Annotated in this window: 16 protein-coding genes and 1 pseudogene; 9 read left to right on the top strand and 8 right to left on the bottom strand. The window is 73.8% G+C overall.

What is annotated here, in order from left to right; all coding sequences use genetic code 11:
* Positions 1-36: 36 nt before the first annotated feature.
* Positions 37-1,812: an N-acetylmuramoyl-L-alanine amidase gene (locus NX801_RS20100; protein ID WP_258789177.1), complete on the bottom strand. Its 1,776-nt coding sequence runs from the start codon at positions 1,810-1,812 to the stop codon at positions 37-39.
* Between the two features lie 137 nt (positions 1,813-1,949).
* Here NX801_RS20100 and NX801_RS20095 point away from each other — a divergent pair, with 137 nt between their 5' ends.
* From NX801_RS20095 to NX801_RS20080, 4 genes are all read left to right on the top strand, one after another.
* Complete coding sequence (locus tag NX801_RS20095) at positions 1,950-2,708, top strand: TIGR03089 family protein (RefSeq protein ID WP_258789176.1); 759 nt, start codon at positions 1,950-1,952, stop codon at positions 2,706-2,708.
* Between the two features lie 1,234 nt (positions 2,709-3,942).
* Positions 3,943-5,031, top strand: a complete 1,089-nt coding sequence (locus tag NX801_RS20090; RefSeq protein ID WP_428986185.1) for an LCP family protein — start codon at positions 3,943-3,945, stop codon at positions 5,029-5,031.
* A 221-nt stretch (positions 5,032-5,252) separates the two neighbouring features.
* Positions 5,253-7,118, top strand: coding sequence for an LCP family protein (locus NX801_RS20085; protein ID WP_258789175.1), 1,866 nt, complete (start codon positions 5,253-5,255; stop codon positions 7,116-7,118).
* 501 nt (positions 7,119-7,619) lie between these two features.
* Positions 7,620-9,158 carry an LCP family protein gene (locus NX801_RS20080; protein WP_258789174.1) on the top strand — a complete coding sequence of 513 codons (1,539 nt, stop codon included), beginning with the start codon at positions 7,620-7,622 and terminating at the stop codon, positions 9,156-9,158.
* Between the two features lie 230 nt (positions 9,159-9,388).
* On the opposite strand, the gene NX801_RS20075 is transcribed toward NX801_RS20080, so the two are convergent.
* Complete coding sequence (locus NX801_RS20075) at positions 9,389-10,411, bottom strand: glycosyltransferase family 2 protein (protein WP_258789173.1); 1,023 nt, start codon at positions 10,409-10,411, stop codon at positions 9,389-9,391.
* 769 nt (positions 10,412-11,180) lie between these two features.
* On the opposite strand from NX801_RS20075, the pseudogene NX801_RS20070 reads away from it, so the two are divergent.
* Positions 11,181-12,640 (top strand): annotated as a pseudogene (locus tag NX801_RS20070) (LCP family protein); the annotation flags it as partial.
* Between the two features lie 220 nt (positions 12,641-12,860).
* Here NX801_RS20070 and NX801_RS20065 read toward each other — a convergent pair.
* Positions 12,861-13,394: an acyl-CoA thioesterase gene (locus NX801_RS20065; RefSeq protein WP_258789172.1), complete on the bottom strand. Its 534-nt coding sequence runs from the start codon at positions 13,392-13,394 to the stop codon at positions 12,861-12,863.
* A 116-nt stretch (positions 13,395-13,510) separates the two neighbouring features.
* On the opposite strand from NX801_RS20065, the gene NX801_RS20060 reads away from it, so the two are divergent.
* Entirely contained in the window at positions 13,511-14,812 is a 1,302-nt protein-coding gene (locus tag NX801_RS20060; protein WP_428986184.1) for an LCP family protein, read from the top strand.
* Positions 14,813-14,953: 141 nt separating this feature from the next.
* On the opposite strand, the gene NX801_RS20055 is transcribed toward NX801_RS20060, so the two are convergent.
* Positions 14,954-16,111 carry an acyl-CoA dehydrogenase family protein gene (locus NX801_RS20055; RefSeq protein ID WP_258789171.1) on the bottom strand — a complete coding sequence of 386 codons (1,158 nt, stop codon included), beginning with the start codon at positions 16,109-16,111 and terminating at the stop codon, positions 14,954-14,956.
* Positions 16,112-16,481: 370 nt separating this feature from the next.
* Between NX801_RS20055 and NX801_RS20050 the strand changes: the two genes are divergently transcribed.
* The 3 genes from NX801_RS20050 (at position 16,482) to NX801_RS20040 (ending at position 19,184) form a co-directional block, all read left to right on the top strand.
* The gene (locus NX801_RS20050) at positions 16,482-17,825 is read left to right on the top strand and encodes a UDP-glucose dehydrogenase family protein (RefSeq protein WP_258789170.1); all 1,344 of its coding nucleotides are present in this window, start codon (positions 16,482-16,484) and stop codon (positions 17,823-17,825) included.
* A gap of 247 nt (positions 17,826-18,072) precedes the next feature.
* Positions 18,073-18,441: a VOC family protein gene (locus NX801_RS20045; protein WP_258789169.1), complete on the top strand. Its 369-nt coding sequence runs from the start codon at positions 18,073-18,075 to the stop codon at positions 18,439-18,441.
* Between the two features lie 104 nt (positions 18,442-18,545).
* Positions 18,546-19,184: a dihydrofolate reductase family protein gene (locus NX801_RS20040; protein ID WP_258789168.1), complete on the top strand. Its 639-nt coding sequence runs from the start codon at positions 18,546-18,548 to the stop codon at positions 19,182-19,184.
* A 49-nt stretch (positions 19,185-19,233) separates the two neighbouring features.
* Here NX801_RS20040 and NX801_RS20035 read toward each other — a convergent pair whose 3' ends face one another.
* The 4 genes from NX801_RS20035 to NX801_RS20020 all read right to left on the bottom strand — a co-directional run bounded on the left by NX801_RS20035 (position 19,234) and on the right by NX801_RS20020 (position 23,897).
* Positions 19,234-20,526 (bottom strand): dipeptidase, encoded by a 1,293-nt coding sequence (locus tag NX801_RS20035; protein WP_258789167.1) that lies wholly within the window; start codon positions 20,524-20,526, stop codon positions 19,234-19,236.
* 419 nt (positions 20,527-20,945) lie between these two features.
* Positions 20,946-22,244 (bottom strand): dipeptidase, encoded by a 1,299-nt coding sequence (locus NX801_RS20030; protein WP_258789166.1) that lies wholly within the window; start codon positions 22,242-22,244, stop codon positions 20,946-20,948.
* On the bottom strand, positions 22,241-22,738 hold the full coding sequence (gene purE / locus NX801_RS20025) for a 5-(carboxyamino)imidazole ribonucleotide mutase (protein ID WP_258789199.1): 498 nt from the start codon (positions 22,736-22,738) through the stop codon (positions 22,241-22,243). The genes NX801_RS20030 and purE overlap by 4 nt, the downstream gene beginning before the upstream one ends.
* Positions 22,739-22,757: 19 nt before the next feature.
* Entirely contained in the window at positions 22,758-23,897 is a 1,140-nt protein-coding gene (locus tag NX801_RS20020; RefSeq protein WP_309505864.1) for a 5-(carboxyamino)imidazole ribonucleotide synthase, read from the bottom strand.
* Positions 23,898-24,027 lie beyond the last annotated feature (130 nt).

Here is a 24,027-nt window from a genome sequence, read left to right as displayed (position 1 = left end):
TGTGGCCGTTCCGCCGTACCCGTCCCGGGAGTCCGGTCACCGGCCCTGGAGCTTGGCGGCCGAGGTACGGGCGGTGCCCAGCTTGCCGTACAGCTTGGCGCCCGGGCACTCGGTGGTGAAGCCGTCGCGGTGGCCGGAGATCGTGTTGAGCTTGACCTTGGTGCCCTTCTTGTACTTGTTTCCGCCGCCCGAGACGAGCGTGGACTTGCCGCGCGGGTCCTTGCTGTACAGGCCCAGCTTCCACGCCGTCAGCTTGGCGACCGAGCTCACCGCGGCGGCCGGCGGGGCGGACGAGCCGAAGCTGCCCAGCACGGCGATGCCCATGCTGTTGGTGTTGAAGCCCATGGTGTGCGCGCCGAGCACCGCCTTGGCCACCCCGCCCGCGCGGCCCTCGTAGATGTTGCCGCACTTGTCGACGGCGAAGTTGTAGCCGAAGTCCCGCCAGCCGCTGCTCTGCACGTGGTAGCGGTAGATGCTGCGCAGCACCGAGGGCGCCTGGGCGCAGGTGTAGTTGTTGCCGGTGGCGCTGTGGTGGACGAAGGCCGCCTGCACCGACTTGGTGTAGACGAAGTCGCGCTCGCGGAGCTTCTCGTCCGCGCCCCACCCCTTCCGGGTGACGATCCGGGGCCGGGGGCCGATGTACGGCTTGGCGCGTGTGCCGGAGGCCGGTCCGGCCATGTCGGCGGCGGCGACCGTGATTCCGTCGGAGAGGATCCCGGCGATCTGCTCGCCGAACGCCTCGACGGTCTCCTCGGCGGTCTCTTCGCCGATCTCCTCGTCGCTCTCCTCCGCCGTCTCTTCGGCGCTCTCCTCGGCGGACTCCTCGGCCCCGGTGGCCCCGGTGGCCTCGGTGGCCTCGGAGTCCGCCAGGCTCGCCAGGGTCTCGGCCCTGGTCAGCTCCCGGATCTCGCTCGCTCCGAGCGTGGTCAGCTCGGCGTTGACGGCGGAGGCGGCCGACTCCTCGGCGGTCAGAGCCGTGGCCCCCCGGTCGGCGTCGGCGTCGGCCCCGGTGGACGCGACCCCGCCGGTGTCCGGGCCGGTGTCGGCGCCCGGGGCTCCGGTGCCCTTGCCGGGGGCGGGCGAGGAGACCACCCCGGCCGGGTCGGCGCCGGGGTCGACCAGCTCGATCCGGAGGCCGCGCGGAAGCGCCGGGGCGGGGGTGCCGGAGCGCGAGGCCTCGGCCCTGACCCGTACTTCCACGCCGTCCGAGTCACCCACCCAGAGCGGGGCGGTGGAGCCGCGCACCGTGCCGCGCCGGCTCTCGGCGGTGTCGGGGTCGGCGCCATGGGCGTCGTTGTGGGTGTCGACCTCCTGCCAGTCCGACCAGGTGGCGGTGGAGGTGGCGCGGGTGCGGACCTGGACGGAGCCGTGGAGTTCGGCGGCCGGGTCGTCCCAGACGACACCGACCAGTGAGAACGGCCTGACGTCCCGCTTCAGCAGTCCCTGTGTGGCCGGGGCGCCCGCCCGGTCGGAGGTCAGTGGCTCCAGCGGGACGGACTGGGTGGAGCCGGGCACCGACGGCTCGGCGGATCCGGCGCGCGGCGCGGAGCGGGCGCGTTCCGTGGTTCCGGCACGCGGCGCGGAGCCGGCCGGGGCTGTGGAGACGGCCGGGGCCGTCGAGACGGCCGCGGCTGTGGGCCCGGCCGGGGCTGTGGACCCGGCCGATGTCGTGGATGTCGCGGAGGGTGCGGAGGGCGCGGACGCGGTGCCGGGGGCCGGGGTCGCGTGGGCGGCGGAGGCCGGCGGCGAGAGCGGGAGGGCGAGGGCGGCGGAGCACGCCACGCCGATGGCGGAGGCAAGAAGTGCACGCATGGGGCGATCGTGGGCACCCCGGATCGGGTTCGCCTGTCCGGAAACCCCCGGACACGTGACACCCCGTCGGGCCGTCCGGTGGACGGCGTCACCGGTACGGCCCCGGCGCCGCGCGCCCCGCGCGTACCCTGGCTCGCGTGAACGCCAGCGACCGCACCCCCGCCGACCTGCTGCGATCCGCGCTCGCCGCGGACCCGGCCCGCCCCTTGGTCACCTTCTACGACGACGCCACCGGTGAGCGCGTGGAATTGTCGGTGGCCACCTTCGCCAATTGGGTGGCGAAGACCGCCAATCTGCTCCAGGACGGCATGTCGGCCGAGCCCGGCGAACGGGTGGCGCTGCTGCTGCCCGCGCACTGGCAGACCGCCGTCTGGCTGATCGCCTGCGCCTCGGTGGGGGTCGTCGCGGACCTGGACGGTGACGCGGCCGCCGCCGACCACGTGGTGGCCGGTCCGGACCGGCTGGCCGACGGACTGGCCTGCCGGGGCGAGCGGTTCGCCCTGTCGCTGGCGCCGCTGGGCCGCCGCTTCCCCGCGCCGCCGGAGGGGTACGCCGACTACGCGGTCGAGGTGCCGACCCAGGGCGACCGGTTCGCGCCGTACGTCCCGGTGGACCCGGACGCCCCGGCGCTCGCCGTCGGGGGCGCCGAGCTCACCGGCGCCGACCTGGTGGCGCGCGGCCGGGCGGACGCCGGGCGCCTCGGACTGACGGACGCGGAGGGCGCTCGGCTGCTGTCGGGGCTGCCGTACGACACCTGGGAGGGGCTGTCGGCCGGGCTGTACGCCCCGCTGGCGGCCGGCGGTTCGGTGGTGCTCTGCCGGAACCTCGACCGGCTGGGCCAGGAGGCGCTGTCCCAGCGGGTGGAGAGCGAGCGCGTCACTCACACGGCGGTCTGACCGGCTTCCGGGAGCGCCGGCCCCCGCGCCCTCGGTGCGCCCCGGCCCCTCCCGTCCGGCCGGGCGCCCCGGGCGTGGTCCGGCCCCTTCGGCCTCTTCGGCCCGGTCGGCCCGGTCGGGCGCGGCTGCCGGGGCCGGGGGCGGGGCGGGGCCGCTGCCGGAACCGGGGGTCGTCACCCGTCCGGCGCAGCGCGGGGCCGCTCCCCGGGTCGCCCCGGCGCCACCGGTGGATGATCGGTGCCAGGGGACATTCCCCGTCCGACCGGTACCGCCGACCGGTACGCCGCCGCCGACCCCGTGAAGGACGGACTCTGACGTGACCAAGGGGAAGAACGGGAAGAGCGGGAAGAACGGCGGGAAGGGACGGCGCCCGTCCGCCGGCCGTCCCCGCCGGCCGGGCACCCCCGGCGAGGTACGCCCGCCCGCTCCCCCGCCCCCTGGTCCCGAAGCCGCTTCCCCCTCCCCGGGTCCCGACGCCGCTCCCGCGCTCCCCGGTCCCGACGCCGCTCCCCCGCCCCCGAGGCACCACGTCGCTCCCGCACCGTCCGTCCCGGAGGCCGGTGCCGGCGCGCCGCGCCCCGTACCCGCGCCGGAGGCCGGTGCCGCGCGCCCCGCTCCCCCGCCGTCCGCGCCGGAGGCCGGTGCCGCGCGCCCCGCTCCGGCGGGCCCCCGGCCCACCGGGCGGCGGCCCCGCCCCCGCCCGCCCGGGCCCCCCGCCGGCCCGGCCGGCGCGAAGGCCCCGAGTGCGAAGACGTCCGGCGCGAAGCCCCCCAGTGCGACGTCCGGCGCGAAGCCCCCCAGTGCGACGTCCGGCGCGAAGCCCCCCGGTGCGACGACGCACGGTGCGGAAGCCCCCGGTACACGATCCGCCGGCGCGGAGGCGGCCCGGCCCACCGCGTCCCCGCCGGTCCGCCCGGGCCCGAGACCGCCCGGCACCGGCGGGGGCGCCCGTCCGGGGCACCCAGGCACCGGCGCCCCGGGTGCCGAGCGCCCTGCCGCCTCCGCCCCGGCGGGCGGTCGGGCCGCCGCCCGTCCCCGTACCGGCGCGCGCGGGCAGCCCGCCGGCACCGGCGCCCCGCGTGCCGGGCGCCCCGCCGCCACCCGTACCGGCGGCGGCACCGGCGCGGGCACCGGGCGCCCGGGCCCCCCGCCCCCACCGGGTGGCGCCCCCGCCCCGCCCGGAGGCTCCGGTGGGGGGCGGGGCCCGGGGCGGGCGCGGCGGTGGCCCCGGCGGGTGGCACTCGGCACGGCGGTCGTCGTGCTGGCCGCCACCGGGGGCGCCTGGTGGCTGTACCGGAAGCTGGACGGCAACATCACCACCGACACCTCGGCCGCCGCCGAACTGGAGCGGTACGAGAAGGAGCGCCCCGCCGCCGCGGTGCGCGGTGCCCGGAACATCCTGCTCATCGGCTCCGACAGCCGGGCCGGCCAGGAGAACGGGCGGTACGGCCGGGACAAGGGCACCCAGCGGTCGGACACGACGATCCTGCTGCACCTGGCCGCGCGGGGGCAGAGCGCCACCGCGGTCTCGGTGCCCCGCGACCTGATGGTGCGCCAGCCCGCCTGCCGCGCGCCGGACGGCTCCACCAGCACCGCCCGGTTCGCCCAGTTCAACCTGGCCTTCGAGCGCGGCGGCACGGCCTGCACCGTACGCACCCTGGAGAAACTGACCGGCATCCGGGTGGACCACCACATGGTGATCGACTTCGCCGGCTTCAAGGACATGGTGGACGCGGTCGGCGGCGTACGGGTCTGTGTGGACGAGCCGATCGACGACCCCGAGGCGCACCTCAGCCTGCGGGCGGGCGGCCAGACGCTCGGCGGTGAGCAGGCCCTCGGCTACGTACGGGCCCGCAAGACCCTCGGCAACGGCAGCGACACCGGCCGGATGGATCGTCAGCAGCGGTTCCTCGGCGCGCTCGTCAACAAGGTCCAGAGCAATGGGGTGCTGCTCAACCCGGCGCGGCTCTACCCGGTCCTGGACGCGGCGACCAGGTCCCTCACCACCGACCCCGGCCTCGACTCCCTGAAGGACCTCTACGACCTGTCCCGCGCGCTGCGGGACGTACCGACCGAGAAGGTCCAGTTCCTCACCGTGCCCAGGAAGCCGTACAGCGGGGACCGCAACCGCGACCAGCTGCTGCCGAAGGCCGGCGCGCTCTTCCAGCGGCTGCGCGAGGACCGGCCGGTGACCGTCGTCCCGGAGCGGGCCGGTGAGGGCACGTCCAGGGGTGAGGAGCCGAACGGGCAGCCGAGAAAGACGCGCCCCTCGGTGACGCCGACCTTCGCCGGGACCAACGCCGCGGCCGGTACCTGCGAGTAACCGGTCATCGACGGAGCGGCGGCGGCCCTTACCTATGGGGCGTTATGTCCCCGTGTAAGGGGCGTGGAATTTGTCACGGGCGTCGCCCCGCGCTGAACTGGGCGGATAGTGTGACGCGATCCGGTGCTCCGACCGCGAGGTCGCGCACGCAATGGATCGAGGGACCGAGCGCCCACCGGGGGAGGCGCCTCGCGTGGCACCGACGGAGGATGCAGGGAACCGTGGACGCGCACAGCCGTGGACGGGCGGACGACATCGACCCCGCCGACCAGTGGGTGCTCAACCCGCAGACCGGTAGTTACGAACTGCGACTGGACCATTCCGCGGAGCAAGCGGCCGCCTCCTCGTCCGCGCCCTCGTCGTCGTCCCCCTCATCCCCGTCCTCGGCGTCCTCGGCGTCCTCGGCGTCTTCGGGCCCTCGGTCCTCCTCCGGCGCCGTCCCCACCGGCCGGCGCCGGGCCCCGGGCCCGGGCGGCCCCGCCGGGGCCCCCGGCGGCCCCAGGACCGACGGACGCCCGGGCGACCGGACCGCCGGTGTCCCGGGCCAGCGCAGGCGCCGCGCCCCCGGAGCCCCGGACGGCCCGGGCGGCCCGGGCGGCGCCGGTGGCGGCCCCGCCGCGGCCGGGCGGCGCAAGCGGAAGCCGCCGAAGTCCGGCAAGAAGAAGGTCCTGGTGTGGGGGGGCGGGGTCACCGCCTTCGTCCTGGTGGGCACCGCCGCCGGCGCGTACGCCTACTACCAGCATCTGAACAACAACCTCAGCACCATCGACGTGGCGGACGCCGGCAGCGAGGGCTTCGCCAAGGACCAGCCCGTCAACATCCTGGTGATCGGCACCGACAAGCGCACCGGGTCCGGCAACGAGGGCTACGGCGACAAGGACAGCCCCGGCCACGCCGACACCACGATCCTCTTCCATGTCTCCAAGGACCGGACCAACGCGACGGCGCTGTCCATCCCGCGCGACCTGATCACCGACATTCCGGACTGCGACACGATCATGCCGGACGGCACCAAGAAGACCGTCCCCGGCCAGCGGGGCGTCCGGTTCAACACCAGTCTCGGGCAGAGCGACCGCGACCCGGGCTGCACCATGCGCACGGTCGAGCAGCTCACCGGGGTGCGCCCCGACCACTTCATGATGGTCGACTTCAACGCGGTCAAGACGCTGACGACGGCGGTGCAGGGCGTGGAGGTCTGCCTCGCCAAGGACGTCAACGACAAGGACTCGCACCTCAACCTGCCGGCGGGCAGACACACCATCCAGGGCGAGCAGGCCCTCGCCTTCGTCCGCACCCGGCACAGCTTCGGCAACGAGAGCGACCTGAGCCGGATCGAGACCCAGCAGCAGTTCCTGAGCTCGATGATCCGCAAGATGAAGTCCAGCGACACGCTCACCGACCCGTCGAAGCTGTTCGACCTGGCCGAGGCGGCGACCAAGGCGCTCACCGTCGACAAGGGGATAGGCAGCATCGGCCACCTCAAGGACCTGGGCATGGAGATGTCCAAGGTGGATCCCAAGAACATCACCTTCACCACCCTCCCGGTCCTCGACAATCCGGCCGAGAAGGTCAAGGCCACGGTCGTGGTCGACGAGGGCCGGGCCAAGCCGCTCTTCTCGATGCTCCAGAACGACGTCTCGCTCACCGAGGTGAAGAAGAAGGAGAAGGAGGCCAAGACGGCGCAGGCGGCGCTGCTCAAGGGCCCCCGGGCCGAGGCCTCCGGCGTACGGGTGGACGTGTACAACGGGAGCGGCAAGCAGGGCGCGGCGCAGTCCACCATCCTCTGGTTGCAGAACGAGCAGGGTGTGCTGAAATCCTCCAACAAGAGCAACGCGCCCCAGGACCTGCCGAAGACCCAGCTGGAGTTCGCCCCCAACCAGGCGGACCAGGCGCGGAAGCTGGCGGATCTGATGGGCCTGCCGGCCACCGCCCTCAAGCAGGGCACGGCGGAGGCGGGAGCGAAGCAGCCGATGACGCTGACGCTCGGCGGGGACTTCAAGGGAGCGGGTGTCCCGATCGCCGGTCCGGCGAAGACCCCGAAGGGCGTGCAGCGGGTGGCGGCGGACAAGCAGGTGTGCGCGAAGTGACGCGCGCCTGATCGACAGGGGGGACCTGGGGTGGGACGCGACAGTGCGCGCGGGGAGGGGGCGCGGAAGCGCGTCCCGGGCACGCGTGAGACCGGCCGGCGCGGCGGCCGGCCCGGCGGGGGCTCCGCCGGCGAATCCGCGGAGGACGGCGAACCGGCGGAGGACGGCGGAGAATCGGCCGGCGGAAGACACGCCCCGTCGGTCTCGCCCATCCCATCGGCCGCACCGGCCTCATCGGCCTCATCGGGCTCATCCATGGCATCGGGCTCATCCGTCTCGTCGAACTCGTCGGGCGCGCCCGTCTCTTCGCGCTCGCCCATCTCTTCGACCTCGCCGGGCTCACCGACCTCTTCGGGCTCGTCGGCCTCTTCGGCCTCTTCGGCCTCGTCCGCTTCCGTGCCCTCGCGGGGGCGGGTGCCCCGGCAGGGCGGGGGTGCGCGCCCGGCCCCGGCCGGACGGGCCGTACGGGGAGACCGGAGCGGCAAGGGCGGCCGGCGACGGGTGCTCCGCTGGGTCGCCTGTGTGCTCTCCCTGCTGATACTCGGCACCGCCGGCGCGGGTTACCTCTACATCCAGCGGCTCAACGACAAGATCCGTACCGGGGATCGCAGCGGCGGGATCAGCGGCGTACGGAAGGCGGAGCCGGACTCGGCCGGCAAGACACCGCTCAACATCCTGCTCATCGGCGCCGACGGCCGGAACACCGAGGAGAACATCGCGCTGGGCGGGGCCCGCGACACGGCCGGGGACAAGCCGCGCGGCGATGTGCAGATGCTGCTGCACGTCTCGGCCGACCGCAAGAACGCCTCGGTGCTCAGCGTTCCGCGCGACACCCGGGTCGACATACCGGAGTGCCGGGACTCCACCACTGGAGAAACGTTTCGCGCGACCGACATGATCATCACGGAGTCGCTGACCCGCGGCGGTCCGGGCTGCACCCTGACCACCTGGGAGAAGCTGAGCGGTATCTACATCGACCACTGGATGATGATCGACTTCGCCGGTGTGGTGAAGATGGCGGACGCCATCGGCGGGGTGAAGGTCTGTGTGAAGTACCCGGTGCACGACAAGCCGACCGCCATGGTCAAGGGCGGCTCGGGCCTGCGGCTGCCGGCCGGTGACAGCTATGTGCAGGGCGAGCAGGCGCTCCAGTGGCTGCGCACCCGGCACGCGTTCTACAACGACCAGGGCCGGGCCAAGGCCCAGCACATGTACCTCAACTCCATGCTGCGGCAGCTCAAGAGCCAGAACGCCTTCACCGACTCGGGCCGGATCATGAACCTGGCCGAGGCGGGCATCGAGGCGCTCCAGGTCTCCGACGAACTGGGCTCGGTTCCGGCCCTGTTCGACCTGGCCATGGAGCTCAAGGACGTACCGGTCAACCGGATCACCATGACCACCCTGCCCACCGCTCCGGATCCCCGGGACGCCAATCACCTGGTGCCGGTGGACAGTTCGGCCCAGCGGATCTGGCGGATGCTCCGGGAGGACGTCGCCTTCGACAAGAACGGCGGCCCGCGGGACACCGGCTCCGGTACGGCTCCGGGGGCCGGGACCTCCCCGAGCCCGGCGGCGTCCGCGAGCGGCCCCGCCGCGACCGCGCCCGGCTCGCTCGCCGTCACGGTGGTGAACGGCACCGGCGGCGGAGGCGAGGGATCCGTCCGGGGCCGGGCCGGCCAGGTGGCCCGGGCGCTGCGCGACCAGGGGTTCGGACGGGCGGCCGCCGCCACGGACCTGGCACCGGCCGAGCGGACCGCCCTCGTCTACCCGGCGGGCACCGGGGCCCAGGGCCGGGCGGACGCCCTGTCGGTGGCCGCCGCGGTGGGGCTGCCCGCGACCGCCGTACGGGCCTCGGGCGAGGTGACCGGACTGACGGTCACCGTCGGGGCCGACTGGCGCGAGGGCGACACCTATCCCAAGCCACCGGCCAAGCCGAAGGCGGGCGACCTCCCCGAGGACGCCGAGGTGTCGAACGGCGCCGACGACACCGGGTGCATGGACGTCTACGCGCCCTACCGGGACACCGCCCCGGCCCGCTAGCCGCGCCGCGCCGGTAATCCCGCCGGGCCGCCGGCCGGGAGCACCCGGGCGCCGGGGTACGGGAGAGGGGCCGCCGACAGTGTTTCGGCGGCCCCTCGGGACGTACGGTTCGGCGGCCCGGCCCAGCGGCGCGGCCGGGCCCGACCGGCGCGGGCGACCCCGTTGCCCGGGCGGGCGCGGCGGTCCGGGTCCCCATGGCACGGATTCGGGCCGATGGGCGGGCGGCGCGGTCAGTCGGCGGCGGGCACCACGGCCGGGCGACGGCTGGCGATCACCTTCCGGGCCAGCGAACGCGGGCTGGTGAGGAAGCCGTACCCCCAGGACATGTGCATGGTGGCGAGCGCGACCGGGATCCGGAGCCGGGCCTTCAGCGGCAGGCCCCGGCCCGCCGGGACGGAGCCGGCGGTTATCGCGGCCAGATACCCGGCCGGGACCACGAAGCCCAGCGGCGAGACGGTGGCACCGGCCACCACACCGGCGGCGATGGCGCAGAGGGCGGTCGGCGGGGCCAGATAACGGAGGTTGATGGAGCCCTGGTGGTAGCGGGCGACCACATGACGCCACCGGCCGTAGTCCTTGTACTGCTTCGCCAGCGCCCGGACGCTCGGCCGGGGCCGGTACTGCACCCGCAGCTCGGGGGAGAACCAGATGAGCCCGCCCGCCTCGCGGATCCGGAAGTTCAGCTCCCAGTCCTGGGCGCGGATGAACTCCTCGTTGTAGCCGCCCTGCCGCTCCAGCGCCTCCCGCCGGAAGACCCCCAGATAGACGGTCTCGGCCGGGCCCGCGTCGCCACCGGTGTGGAAGGCCGCGTTGCCGACGCCTATCCGGGAGGTCATCGCCGCCGCGACGGCGTCCTCCCAGGCGTTCTCGCCCTCCGCGTGCATGATGCCGCCGACGTTCTGCGCGCCGGTCTCCGCCAGCAGCCGTACCGCCGTGGCGATGTAGTTCGGGGAGAGCATGCCGTGCCCGTCGACCCGCACCACGATCGGATGGCGGGACGCCTTGATCGCCGCGTTCAGCGCCGCCGGGGTGCGCCCGGTGGGGTTGGGCACGGTGTGCACCCGGGAGTCCCCGGCGACCAGTTCGGCGGCGATCTCGTCGGTGCGGTCGGTGGACGGGCCGAGCGCGATCACCACCTCCAGCTCGCCGTCGTACTCCTGCTCAAGGATGTGACGGACCGAGTCGCGCAGGTGCCGCTCCTCGTTGAGGACCGGCATGATCACGGAGACCGGGGGCGGGGGCATGGCGTTCATCGGGCGCCACGTTACCGCGAACGGGGGACCCCGATGCGCGCCGCCAGGGCAGTACGGGGGCCGGAACGGAGGCCATCTGATCGTATGGGCCTACTGTGCTCCGGCTTGTCCCGTTCGCCCGCGGAGGTGTCCTTCGTGCCCATGCCGCCCCGCCGCCCCACCCGTCCCGGGCCGCCCGAACCGGGGCGCCCCGCCGCCGGGCAGCCGCGCCGGCCGGCCGGGGCGGGTCCCGAGCCGGGAGGGCGCCCGGAGCCGGGCGCGAGCCGCGTACCGGCCCGGCGCGCCGGGCCGCAGGCCCCCGAACGCGGCCCCCGGCCGGACGGACGGCCGGACGCGGAAACCGCAGGAGCGGGAGCAGGAGCGGGAGCGGGCTCGGCCGGACGCCGGGGCCCGGAGGTCCGCCGGCGGGCGGATGGCCGACCGGGCACGGACAGGCGCCCGGGCCCGGCGGACGGGCGCCCGGGTGCGGTGGCCGGGCGCCCGGGTGCGGTGGCCGGGCCGGGCGCGGACGGCAGGCAGGGTGCGTACCGGCGGCAGAGCCCGGACCACAGGCAGAGCCCGGCCCGGCAGAGCGCGGACGGCAGGCACAGCAGGTACGGGCGGCGGCGGACGGACGGCCGACCGGGCCCGGAAGACCGGCGGGGGGCGGACGGACGACAAGGTACGGACGGACGACAAGGTACGGACGGACGGCAGGGCGTCCGGTCCGGCCCGGTGGGGCGCGGCAAATCCCGCCGCCGGTCCGCACCGGCACCGGCCCGGCACTGGCCCACCCCGCCCCCCGTCTCCGGGACGGGCCCGGGTACGGCCCCCGGCGGCAAGGGCCCCCGGCCCCCGCGCGGCGGCAGGTCCCGGTGGGCCGCCCGGCTGGCGACCGCCCTCTCGGTGCTGGTCCTGGGGGCGGGCGGGATCGGACACGCCCTGGTCAGCAGCCTGGACACCAAGATCGACCGGATCGACCCGTTCCGCGACATGAAGAACCGGCCACGGGCGGGCCACGGCACCAATGTCCTGCTGGTCGGCACCGACGGCCGCGACAAGATCACCGAGGAGGAGAAGGAGAAGTACCGGCTGGGCGGCGCGCCCTGCCACTGCACCGACACGATCATGCTGCTGCACATCTCGGCCGACCGGACACGGGCGAGCGTGATCTCGCTCCCCCGTGACTCGTACGCCGAGGTTCCCGGTCATACCGACGCCACCACCGGCAAGCGGCACCTCGCCCACCCGGTGAAGCTGAACGCGGCCTACGCCGAGGGCGGGCCGACCCTGACGGTCCGGACCGTGGAGCACATGACCGGGGTGAAGATCGACCACTATCTGGAGGTGGACTTCACCGCCTTCATGCGCACCGTGGACGCGGTCGGTGGCGTCGAGATCTGCACCGCCAAGCCGATGAAGGACAACTACACCGGTCTGGTGCTGGACTCCGGGACGCACTGGCTCGACGGCGGGCAGGCGCTCCAGTACGTCCGCTCCCGCCATGTGGACGGCGCCTCGGACCTGGGCCGGATGCAGCGGCAGCAGCGGTTCATGGCGGCGCTCATCGACCGGACCACCAGCGGCGGCGTACTGCTGAACCCGGTGCGGCTGCGGGAGGTGGCCGGTTCGGTGCTCGGCTCGGTCCGCGCCGACCAGGGGTTCCGTACCGAGGAGATGCTCGCCCTGGCCAGGGCGATGCGCGGCTTCACCGCCGCCTCGTCGGAGTTCACCTCGGTGCCGGTGGCCAATGCCGGATACCAGGTGAAGGGGATCGGCTCGACGGTGAAGTGGGACCCGGTGAAGTCGAAGAAGCTGTTCGCCGCCGTCCGCGAGGACCAGCCGCTGGCCGGCCGGCTGCCCCGGACCGCGGCCCGCAAGAAGCTGGTCGAGGTCTCGCCACAGCAGATCCGGGTGCAGGTCTACAACGGCACCCGGCTGCACGGGCTGGGCGCCACGGTGGACTCCGCGCTCCGCTCGACGGGCTTCAGCACCACCCGTACCCCGCTCAACGGCGACCGGCGGGACGTCGCCCGTACGGTGATCTCCTTCGACCCGCGCTGGGACCGGTCGGCCCGCTCGCTGGCCACCGCCCTGCCGGGATCGGTGCTGCACCCGGTCTCGGGGCAGGGCGCCACGCTGAAGGTGACGGCGGGCGAGAACTTCACGGCGGTGGTGCCGGTCCGGGCGGAGAACGCCTATCAGGGCGAGTTCGGCACGCTCACCGGCGACCAGGTGATCTGCGGCTGACCGCCGCCGGACCGGTCGCCGGTCGCCCGCCGGCGCCTGTCGAATGACAAAAGCCGCCAGTTGTCAGCCGCCATGCCACGCCACCCCGCAGCCGCCGGCGTCAGCGGCCGACGGCAGACGACCGGCGACCGGCGACCGGCGTCAGACAGCAGACAGCAGACAGCAGACAGCAGACAGCAGACAGACCATCGTCAGTTGTCAGGCGGTCCACTGCCAGTCGTCAGTCGTCGATGCCCTCGGCCGCCCGCTGTTCGCGCAGCTCGCGGATGGCACGGCGGCGGGCCAGCCGGTGGGTGCGCCGGATCTGGGCCTCCTGGTAGCGCCGCTTGTCCCGCTCGGTCTCCGGCACCACCGGCGGTACGGGGCGGGGCTTGCCGTCCGCGTCGACGGCGGCGAACACCAGATAGGCGCTGCCGACCTGGGTGGCCGGGGTCGACTCGTTCCACCGCTCGGCCAGCACCCGGACGCCGACCTCCATGGAGGACCGGCCGGTCCAGTTGACCTGAGCCTTCACATGCACCAGGTCTCCGACCCTGACCGGCTCCAGGAAGACCATCTCGTCCATGGAGGCGGTGACGGCGGGCCCGCCGGAGTGGCGGCCGGCGACGGCCCCGGCGGCGTCGTCCACCAGTTTCATGATCACGCCGCCGTGCACCGTCCCGAGGAGATTGGTGTCACTTCCGGTCATGATGTGGCTGAGAGTGGTGCGGGAAGCCGCGGTCGGCTTGCCCTCCAACGGGGCCTGATCTGTCATGGCCCCACCCTATGCCGGGCAGGTAACGGCCCCATTGCATCAGCTTCGCTACAGCGATGACCCGATTTTCCACCCGCCCTGTCCGACGCGCCGGGGCGACCTGCACACTGTTCCCCATGAATGACTGGTATGGGGGCGGCCCCCGGCCCGGCGGAGGCGCCGGACACGGCGGCAGACGGCCCGACGACCGTGACGCGCGGTACGGGCACGGCGGTGCCGGCGCCCAGCCCGAGGGCGCGCGTGTGATGCGTCACGTGCAGCGGCCCCAGGTGCCCCCGCAGCAGTCCCCGGGGTACGACGCCCCGCCCGGGTACGAGTCCATCCCGGCGCAGGCACCGCCGTACGACAGCGGCTACAACACCGGCCAGGTCTACGGCACCCCCGGCGGCGGCGGTCCGCGCCGGCCGGGCACCGGACCGGGCCGGCCGCCGGGCCCCGCGCCCGACTGGCGGCGGCGCATCAAGATCGGCTCCATCGTGGCGCTGGTCGTGATCCTCGCCACCACCATCGGCACCTACTTCTGGGCCGACGGCAAGATGCGGCGCGAGGTGGACCTGGCGAAGGTCATCGACCGGCCGAAGGAAGGCGACTGCACCACCTATCTGATCGTCGGATCGGACAGCCGCGAGGGCATGTCGGCCGAGGAGAAGCAGAAGCTGCACACCGGCTCGGCCGAGGGTAAGCGGACCGACTCGATGATGATCCTGGCCTCCTGCTCCAGCGGGAACACCATGATCTCGCTTCCCCGTGACTCGGACGTGGAGATCCCCGCCTTCGTGGGCTCGGAGTCCGGCAAGCGGTTCGAGGCCCAGGGCCGCCGGGTGAAGCTGAACGCCGCCTACGCGGAGGACGGCCCGGAGCTGCTGGTGCGGACGGTGGAGCACAACACCGGACTGCGCATCGACCACTACGCGGAGATCGGTTTCGCGGGCTTCGCCAATATCGTGGACGCGCTGGGCGGGGTGGAGCTGGACATCCCCAAGGCGTTCAAGGACAAGAAGTCCGGCGCCGACTTCCAGGCGGGCAAGCAGACCCTCGACGGTGAGCAGGCCCTCGCCTTCGTCCGCACCCGGTACGCCTTCGCGGAGTCGGACCTGGCCCGGACGAAGAACCAGCAGAAGTTCCTCTCCGCGCTGGCGAGCCAGGCGGCCACCCCGGGCACGATCCTCAACCCGTTCGCGCTCTACCCGACCCTGGGCGCCGGCCTCGACACGCTGATCGTGGACAAGGACATGTCGCTCTTCGACCTGGCCGAGATGTTCTTCGCCATGAAGGGGATCAGCGGCGGCGAGGGTACGTCGCTGAACATGCCGATCAGCGGCAGCCGGGGCGCCAACCTGGTCTGGGACAAGGCCAAGGTGCAGCAGCTGGTGAAGGAGATCCAGAACGACGAGAAGGTCACCGTCACCGGCAAGTGACCCCGGCTCCCCGGCCCTCTCCCTGACGGCCTCTTCCCGGTCGGCAGCGCGCATGCGAGAGCCCCCGGACCTCCGGGGGCTCAGCTGCGGTGCGGGCCGGGGCGCGGCCGGTGGAACAGGACCGCGCGCCCGGCGCCGCCGTCAGGGCAGGTTGCGGGCCATGACGATCCGCTGGACCTGGTTCGTACCCTCATAAATCTGGGTGATCTTGGCGTCCCGCATCATCCGCTCGACCGGGTAGTCACGGGTGTAGCCGTAGCCGCCGAGGAGCTGGACGGCGTCGGTGGTGATCTCCATGGCGGCGTCGGAGGCGTAGCACTTGGCGGCCGCGCCGAAGAAGGTCAGGTCGCCGTCGACGCGCTCGGACTTGGCCGCGGCCGCGTAGGTGAGCTGACGGGCGGCCTCCAGCTTCATGGCCATGTCCGCGAGCATGAACTGCACGCCCTGGAAGTCCGCGATCGGCTTGCCGAACTGCCGGCGCTCCTGGACGTACCCCTTGGCGTAGTCCAGAGCACCCTGGGCGATGCCGAGGGCCTGGGCGGCGATGGTGATACGGGTGTGGTCCAGCGTCTTCATGGCGGTGGCGAAGCCGGTGCCCTCCGCGCCGATCATGCGGTCGGCGGGGATCCGGACGTTGTCCAGATAGACCTCGCGGGTCGGGGAGCCCTTGATACCGAGCTTCTTCTCCGGGGCGCCGAAGGAGACGCCCTCGTCGCCCTTCTCCACCACGAAGGCCGAGATGCCCTTGGAGCGCTTCTCGGGGTCGGTGACGGCCATCACCGTGTAGTACTCGGAGACGCCCGCGTTGGTGATCCACCGCTTCACGCCGTTGAGCACCCAGAAGTCGCCGTCGCGCACCGCGCGGGTCTTCATGCCGGCCGCGTCCGAACCGGCGTCCGGCTCGGAGAGGCAGTACGAGAACATCGCGTCGCCCTTGGCGAGCGGGCCCAGGTACTTCTTCTTCAGCTCCTCGGAGCCGGAGAGGATCACCGGCAGCGAGCCGAGCTTGTTGACCGCCGGGATCAGCGAGGAGGAGGCGCAGACCCGGGCCACCTCCTCGATGACCAGGACCGTCGCCAGCGCGTCGGCGCCCGCGCCCCCGTACGTCTCGGGGACGTGCACCGCGTGCAGGTCGGCGGCGACCAGGGCGTCCAGCGCCTCCTGCGGGAAGCGGGCCTCCTCGTCGACGGCCGCGGCGAACGGGGCGATCTTGGCCTCGGACAGCGAACGGATGGTGTCCCGGAGCATGTCGTGCTCCTCGGACAGGCGGTACAGATCGAAGTCAGGCGTTCCCGCCATGATCGTTCACTCCCCTGGCTCACTACGCTAACTACCGTTAAGTAACCCGAATTTTAGGTGCCCCTCGCCGCCCCCGCATACGTGAGCTTGCTGACAGCGAAATCGCGGGCGCGCGGGGCGGGCCGCCCCCGACCACCGGTGGAGCACCGCCCGGAAGCCTTCCGGGTGCCGTCCGGAGGCCGTCCGAACGCCTTCCGGGCGGCTTCCGGGCCCCGATGGGCTGCCGGCCGGGCCCTGTCCGGGCCCCGGCGATCCGGTGTCCGGGGTGCGGGTGGGCCGCCGTCCCGCCCCGGCGGACAGAGTGCCCACCCGGCACCCCGACTATGCTCGGGGCCCGCACTTCCTCTCGTACGTCGATGGAGCAGACCCCATGGCCCTCAGGATCACCGTGATCGGCACCGGCTATCTCGGCGCCACCCATGCGGCGGCCATGGCGGAGCTGGGCTTCGAGGTGCTGGCCCTCGACATCGACCCGGAGAAGATCGAAACCCTCCGGGCCGGCCGGGTGCCGATGTACGAACCGGGTCTGGAGGAGCTGCTGCGCCGCCATGTCGCGGGGGCCGAGGGCTCCTCGGGGCGGCTGCGGTTCACGCTCTCCTGGGAGGAGGTCGCGGACTTCGGAGACGTCCACTTCGTCTGCGTCAACACCCCGCAGAAGCACGGCGAGTACGGCTGCGACATGAGCTACGTCGACGCCGCCTTCGCCGCGCTCGCCCCGCACCTCAGGCGCCCGGCGCTGGTGGTCGGCAAGTCGACCGTGCCGGTGGGCAGCGCCGAGCGGCTCGCCCGGCTGCTGGCCGAGCGCGCCCCGGCCGGTGCCGACGCCGAGCTGGCCTGGAACCCGGAGTTCCTCCGCGAGGGCTTCGCCGTCCAGGACACCCTGCACCCGGACCGGATCGTGGTCGGGGTGGAGAGCGCCGCCGCCGAGAAGACCCTCCGCGAGGTGTACGCCACCCCGATGGCCGAGGGCTCGCCGCTGGTCGTGACCGACTTCCCGACCGCCGAGCTGGTGAAGACCGCCGCCAACTCCTTCCTGGCCACCAAGATCTCCTTCATCAACGCGATGGCCGAGGTCTGCGAGGCGGCCGGTGGCGACGTGGCCAGGCTCGCGGAGGCGATCGGCCACGACGACCGGATCGGTGCCAAGTTCCTGCGGGCCGGCATCGGCTTCGGCGGCGGCTGTCTGCCCAAGGACATCCGGGCGTTCATGGCCCGGGCCGGCGAGCTGGGCGCCGACCAGGCACTGACCTTCCTCCGCGAGATCGACTCCATCAACATGCGGCGGCGCGGCCAGATGGTCGGCATGGCCCGGGAGGCGCTCGGGAACGGCGGTTTCCTCGGCAAGCGGGTCGCGGTGCTCGGCGCCGCCTTCAAGCCGGACTCGGACGACGTGCGGGACTCGCCCGCCCTCAATGTGGCCGGGCAGATCCATCTCCAGGGCGGCCAGGTCACGGTGTACGACCCGAAGGGCATGGAGAACGCCCGCAAGGTCTTTCCGACCCTCGGTTACGCGGAGAGCGCCCTGGAGGCGGTGCGCGGCGCCGATGTGGTGCTGCATCTGACGGAGTGGCGCGAGTTCCGCGAGCTGGACCCGGCGGAGCTGGGCGAGGTGGCCGCCGAGCGGATCATCCTGGACGGCCGGAACGCCCTGGACGGCGAGCGCTGGCGGGCGGCGGGCTGGACGTACCGGGCGATGGGCCGTCCGCGCGCCTGACGTACCGGGCGACGGGCCGCCCGCACACCTGACGTACCGGGCGACGGGCCGGGAGCCGCGATGGCCGGTCCGGCCGCCCGGCCGCCCATCCATCCGTCCGGCCGCCCGCCCGTTCGGCTGTCCGGCCGTCCGCCGGGACGGGTGTCATCCGGGGGCGTACCGGCATCGGAGCGTTCCCCCCGGGGCACCCGATCAGTCTCATGGCCGCCCGGCCGCCCGGCCGTGGCCAGCGACTCGCGGAGGACCCATGGCCGTCGCCACGCTCACCCTGACCGCCCTCGACTGTCCCGATCCGCGCGCGCTCGCGGAGTTCTACTCCGCCGTGCTCGGCGGCTCGGTGCGCAATGTGGGCGAGGACTGGTACGACCTCTTCCTGCCGGACGGCCGGCGGCTGGCCTTTCAGCGGGTGGCCGATCTGACCCCGCCGGAGTGGCCGCGCTCCGACCGGAACGCCCAGCAGCTCCACCTGGATCTCACCGTCAGCGACATGGACGCCGCCGAACGGGAGGTGCTGCGGCTCGGCGCCCGGCCGCTGGACACCGACGAGGGCGGAAAGTGGCGATTCCGGGTATACGCGGACCCAGCGGGGCATCCCTTCTGCCTCTGCGCCGAGTAGCCCCGGCGCCGATCGGCCCGGTGCGACCCCGGCCGCCCGAGCGCCGGTCCCGGGGGCGCCGGACCCCCTTCCGCAGCCGCGTCCTACCGGTGGACAGGAGTGCCGTGAAGATCGTTGTCATCAACCACATCACCCTGGACGGCGTCATGCAGGGCCCCGGCCGCTCCGACGAGGACACCCGCGAGGGGTTCGCCCACGGCGGCTGGGCCGCCGAACGGGCCGGGGACGAGGCCGTCACGAGGGCATGGGGCCGGCGGCTGGCCGCCGGCAGCGGATACCTCCTGGGCCGCCGCACCTACCAGGACCTGCTGACCCACTGGAACACCCAGGACAGCCCGTTCCGCGACGCCCTGAACAACGCTCCCAAGTACGTCGCGTCCCGCACCCTGACCGAGCCCCTGCCCTGGCCCCACTCCACCCTGCTCGGCGGCGACGTCCCCGCGGCGGTCACCGAACTCAGGAACACCCCGGGCAACGACCTGCACATCATGGGCAGCGGCGCGCTGATCCGGTCCCTCGCCCCGCTCGGCCTCATCGACGAGTACCTGCTCTGCGTCCACCCCCTCGTCCTGGGCACCGGACGACGCCTGTTCACCGCCGGCTTCGCCCCGACCGCGTTCCGCCTCACCGACGCCACCCCGACGGCCGGCGGCGTCATCATCGCCGGCTATCGACCCGGGTATCGGCCCCACCCGCCGACCGGAGCCGGTCTCGAGGACAACGGTCCACGGCCGGAGCACTGACGCTTCCAGCGGGTCGCCGGGTGGAGCCGGACCCGGACGGGCGGGGCGGTCAGGGGGGCGGCGGGGTGGCCAGGTCGGCTGCCTCGCGTACGACTCGTACCGCGTTGCCCCAGGTCAGGGCCGCGATGTCGGACTCGGGCCAGTCCCGGTGCAGCAGCTCCGCGATGAGGTGCGGGTAGCAGGAGGCGTCCTCGAGGCCGACCGTGTGCGGGACCTGGGCCCGGGAGCCGTACGACCCCGAGATGCCGACCGACTCGGGGCCGGCGACCTCGCGCACATGCTCCAGGTGGTCGGCCACGTCCCGGACGGCGGGCGGGACATGACCATTCTCGACCAGTTCGGGTGCGAAGCCGACCATGCAGACCCCGCCATTGGCGCGCAGCCGGCGCAGCAGGTCGTCCGGGACGTTCGCCGGGTGCGGGGTCAGGGCGTACGCCGCCGAGCGGGAGAACATGACCGGCGCCGAGGTCACGTCGAGCACCCGGTGCATGGTGGCGGGCGCGGCACCGGAGAGATCGGCCAGCACGCCGAGGCGGTTCAGCTCCCGGATCACCTCCTCCCCGAAGGCGGTGAGCCCGTCCGGGACCTCGGCCCAGTGCGTACCCGCGAGGCTCACGCTGCGGACGCCGAGGGCGTGGTACGCGCGGAGGGTGCCCAGCGAGTCGCCGAGCGCCGCGCCGGCGACCGGGCCCAGCAGCGAGGCGACCCGGCCCCGGTCCCGGGCGTCCGCCATCTCGCGGGCGGTGCGGGCCAGGCTGAGGGACTCCGGGCAGGAGGTGATCAGGGACCGGACCGCGTCGATCCGGTCCAGGGTCGAGCTGATCAGCCGGTCGGTACCGGCCTCCGGGTCGGGGACGAGGGCAGGGACGAGACCGGGGGTGGTGTCCGGCGCGGGGGCGGTGCCGGGGCCGGTCCCGGAGCCGGTCTCCGGGGCCGTCGCCGTGCCGGTCTCCGGGTCCGTCTCCGGGTCCGGGGGGTGCAGGGCCCAGAACTGGGCGCCGACTCCGCCCGCCCGGATCCGCGGGATGTCCACGTCCAGCGTGCTCTCGCCGTCGCACAGGGTCTGCCAGGGGGTACGGCCCAGTTCCTGGGCCAGGGTGTTGTGGCCGTCCACCACGAGTTGGGCGGCGAGCAGCACCCGGGCACGGGCCAGATCGACCGAGGAGGGGGCGGGGGCCTCGGCGGCGCCGCGCGGCGGGACGCCCGGGGTGCGGGAGATCGGGGGCGCGGTCGGCGCGCAGGAGTGCGCGGGACGGGAGGCGAGTGCCCTCGGTACGGGGGACGCCCCGGAGGTGGGGCGCGACGGGGTTATGGGGTGCTGCGGGTGCTGCAGGTCTGCCATGGGGAGCTCCGCTCCAGGACGGCGAGTGACGAGCCGATGCCCAATGGCTTCACGGTGGCACGCCCGGCCCACCGGGTCGCGGCGGTGTACTGCGTCCGGGTGGCGGCGACCGGCCGGACGACGGCCGGAACCGTACGGCGGCCGGGTGCGCGAAGGCCCCAGGCCGACCGGTGGCGAGGAGAGCGAAGGCCCCCGGGCGCGAGCCCAGGGGCCCCGGGCACAGGTCCCAGGGGTATGAGGCCCCGAGCGCGGCCCAGCCGGGCCCGGGGCCAAGTGGCCCAGGACGCGAGGCACAGGGGCATGAGAGGCCCAGAGACCCGGGGCCAAGGCGCGCTGGTCCCAGGGAGCAGGGGCCCGGTCGGGACGCGCAGGGGCCGGAGCGCGGAAGGCTCCGGGCCCTGCGCCACGGGCGCCGGGAGTCAGCCGTCCAGGGACTCCAGGGTCGCCGTGGAGGGGGCGCGGCGGGGGGCCAGGTCGCGGGCGACCGCCTCCGCGTCCCGCAGCACCCGGACCGCGTTGGACCAGGTGACCATGGCGATGTCGGTGCGCGACCAGTTGCGGGCCAGCAGCTCGGCCACCAGGTTGGGGTAACCCGAGACGTCGTCAAGACCCGACGGGGTGAACGGGGTGCCGTCGAAGTCGCCACCGATACCGATATGGGCGATACCGGCGACCTCCCGCATATGGTCCAGATGGTCGGCGACGGTGGCCGCCGTGGCGACCGGGCGGGGGTGCGCCTCCTCGAAGGCCGCGTGCAGCCGCATCGCCTCCGGCGAGGAGTCCAGCGGGTGCCGCCCCTGGGCGATCATGTTCTCGTCGGCCAGCCGGGTCCACTCCACCGCCGCCGGCAGGATGAACTTCGGGACGAAGGTGGCCATGGCCACGCCCCCGTTGTCCGCCAGCCGGCCGAGCACGTCGTCCGGCACGTTGCGCGGGTGGTCGCAGACCGCCCGGGCGGAGGAGTGCGAGAAGAGCACCGGCGCCTCGGCGGTGTCCAGCGCGTCCCGCATGGTGGTGGCGGCCACGTGCGAGAGGTCCACCAGCATGCCGAGCCGGTTCATCTCCCGTACGACCTCCCGGCCGAAGGCGGAGAGGCCGCCCACGCCCGGCTCGTCGGTGGCCGAGTCGGCCCACGGGAGGTTGTCGTTGTGGGTGAGCGTCATATAGCGGACGCCCAGCGCGTACAGCGCCCGGAGGGTGGCCAGCGAGCAGTTGATGGAGTGGCCGCCCTCGGCACCCTTCAGCGAGGCGATCCGGCCCTCGGCGCGGGCCGCCTCCATGTCGTCGGCGGTCAGCGCGGGCGCCAGCTCCCGGGGGTGACGGGCCAGCAGCCGGTCGACGCAGTCGATCTGCTCCAGGGTGGCGCTGACCGCCTGGTCACCGGCGAAGTCGCTGCGGACGTAGACGGACCAGAACTGCGCGCCGACCCCGCCGGCCCGGAGCCGTCCGAGGTCGGTGTGGAGCCGTCCGGTCTGGTCGGCGGCGATGTCCAGCCGGTCCAGGTCGTACCCGGCCTGCGCGCGCAGCGCCCACGGAAGGTCGTTGTGACCGTCCGCCACCGGATGGTCCGCCAGCAGTTCCCGCGCCTCGGCCAGGAAACCGGCCGCTGATCCGGTCGCGGACCCGGCTGCGGGCCCGCCCCCGGATCCGGCCGCGCGGGACGGCCCATCCCCAGTGTCCGCCGCGCCGCCGTGCCCGGGCGCCCCGGCCCCGCTCATCGGGCGAAGCCGAACGCCGCCGAGCCCTCGACCTTGCCGCGCAGCCGCCGGCCCTTCTCGGTGGCCTGGTCGTTCAGCTCCTGCTGGAACTCCCGCATCCGGCCGAGGAGTACGGGGTCGGAGGCGGCCAGGATCCGGGCGGCGAGCAGTCCGGCGTTCCGGGCGCCGCCGACCGAGACGGTGGCCACCGGCACCCCCGCGGGCATCTGCACGATGGAGAGCAGCGAGTCCATGCCGTCCAGGTACTTCAGCGGCACCGGCACCCCGATGACCGGCAGCGGGGTCACCGAGGCGAGCATGCCGGGCAGATGGGCGGCGCCCCCGGCCCCGGCGACGACCGCCTTGAGTCCCCGGCCGGCCGCCTCCTCGCCGTACGCGATCATCTCGCGCGGCATCCGGTGCGCGGACACCACGTCGACCTCGTACGGGATCTCGAACTCGTCCAGCGCCTGGGCGGCGGCCTCCATCACCGGCCAGTCCGAGTCGGAGCCCATCACGATGCCCACGAGTGGATTACTCAACGATCGTTCCTCGCAGATAGCCGGCGGCGTGCCGGGCGCGCTCCAGCGCGTCGGCCAGGTCGTCGCCGTAGGTGTTGACGTGACCCACCTTGCGGCCGGGCTTCACGTCCTTGCCGTACATGTGGATCTTGAGCTGCGGGTCACGGGCCATGCAGTGCAGATAGGCCGCGTACATGTCCGGGTAGTCGCCGCCCAGCACATTGCACATGACCGTCCAGCGCGCGCGGGGGCGCGGGTCGCCCAGCGGCAGGTCGAGCACGGCGCGTACATGGTTGGCGAACTGCGAGGTGACCGCGCCGTCCTGGCTCCAGTGGCCCGAGTTGTGCGGGCGCATGGCCAGCTCGTTGACGAGGATCCGGCCGTCCCGGGTCTCGAACAGCTCCACCGCGAGATGGCCCACCACGCCCAGCTCCCGGGCGATCCGCAGCGCCAGCTCCTGCGCCTGGCCGGACAGCTCCTCGGAGAGGTCGGGAGCGGGGGCGATCACGGTGTCGCAGACGCCGTCCACCTGCCGGGACTCCACCACCGGGTAGGCGACCGCCTGGCCGTGCGGCGAGCGGACGATGTTGGCGGCGAGCTCCCGTACGAAGTCGACCTTCTCCTCGGCGAGCACCGGGACGCCCGCCTTGAAGGGCTCGGCCGCCTCCGCCTCGGAGCGGACGAACCAGACGCCCTTGCCGTCGTATCCGCCGCGTACGGTCTTGAGGATGACCGGGAAGCCGTCGCCCTCGGCGGCGAACGCGGTCACGTCCGCCGGGTCGGCCACCAGCCGGTGCCGGGGGCAGGGGGCGCCGATCCGGCTCAGCTTCGCCCGCATCACCCCCTTGTCCTGGGCGTGCACCAAGGCGTCGGGCCCCGGCCGGACGGGGATGCCGTCCGCTTCCAGGGCCCGGAGGTGCTCGGTGGGTACATGCTCGTGATCGAAAGTGATCACATCGCAGCCCCGCGCGAACTCACGCAGCGTGTCCAGATCGCGGTAGTCGCCGATGACGACATCGCTCACGACCTGCGCAGCGGAGTCCTGCGGGGTGTCACTGAGAAGCTTGAATCTGATGCCGAGCGGGATGCCCGCCTCGTGGGTCATACGAGCGAGCTGGCCGCCGCCGACCATACCGACTACCGGGAACGTCACTCTTCCAGGGTATCCGCCGCCCCCGCGGGCCGGTCACGTCAGCCCACGGACGGCCCGCCCGGGCGCCCCCGCGCCGCCGGGCGCGCGGGGGTTCGTCCCGTACGCCCCCTCCGTCCCCCAGCCCCCGAGC

The organism is Streptomyces pyxinae, from assembly GCF_024756275.1.
In the GTDB taxonomy this organism is placed as follows: Bacteria; Actinomycetota; Actinomycetes; order Streptomycetales; family Streptomycetaceae; genus Streptomyces; species Streptomyces pyxinae.
Note: the sequence above shows the minus strand (reverse complement) of the source record. Positions and strands in the feature narration are given on the sequence as shown.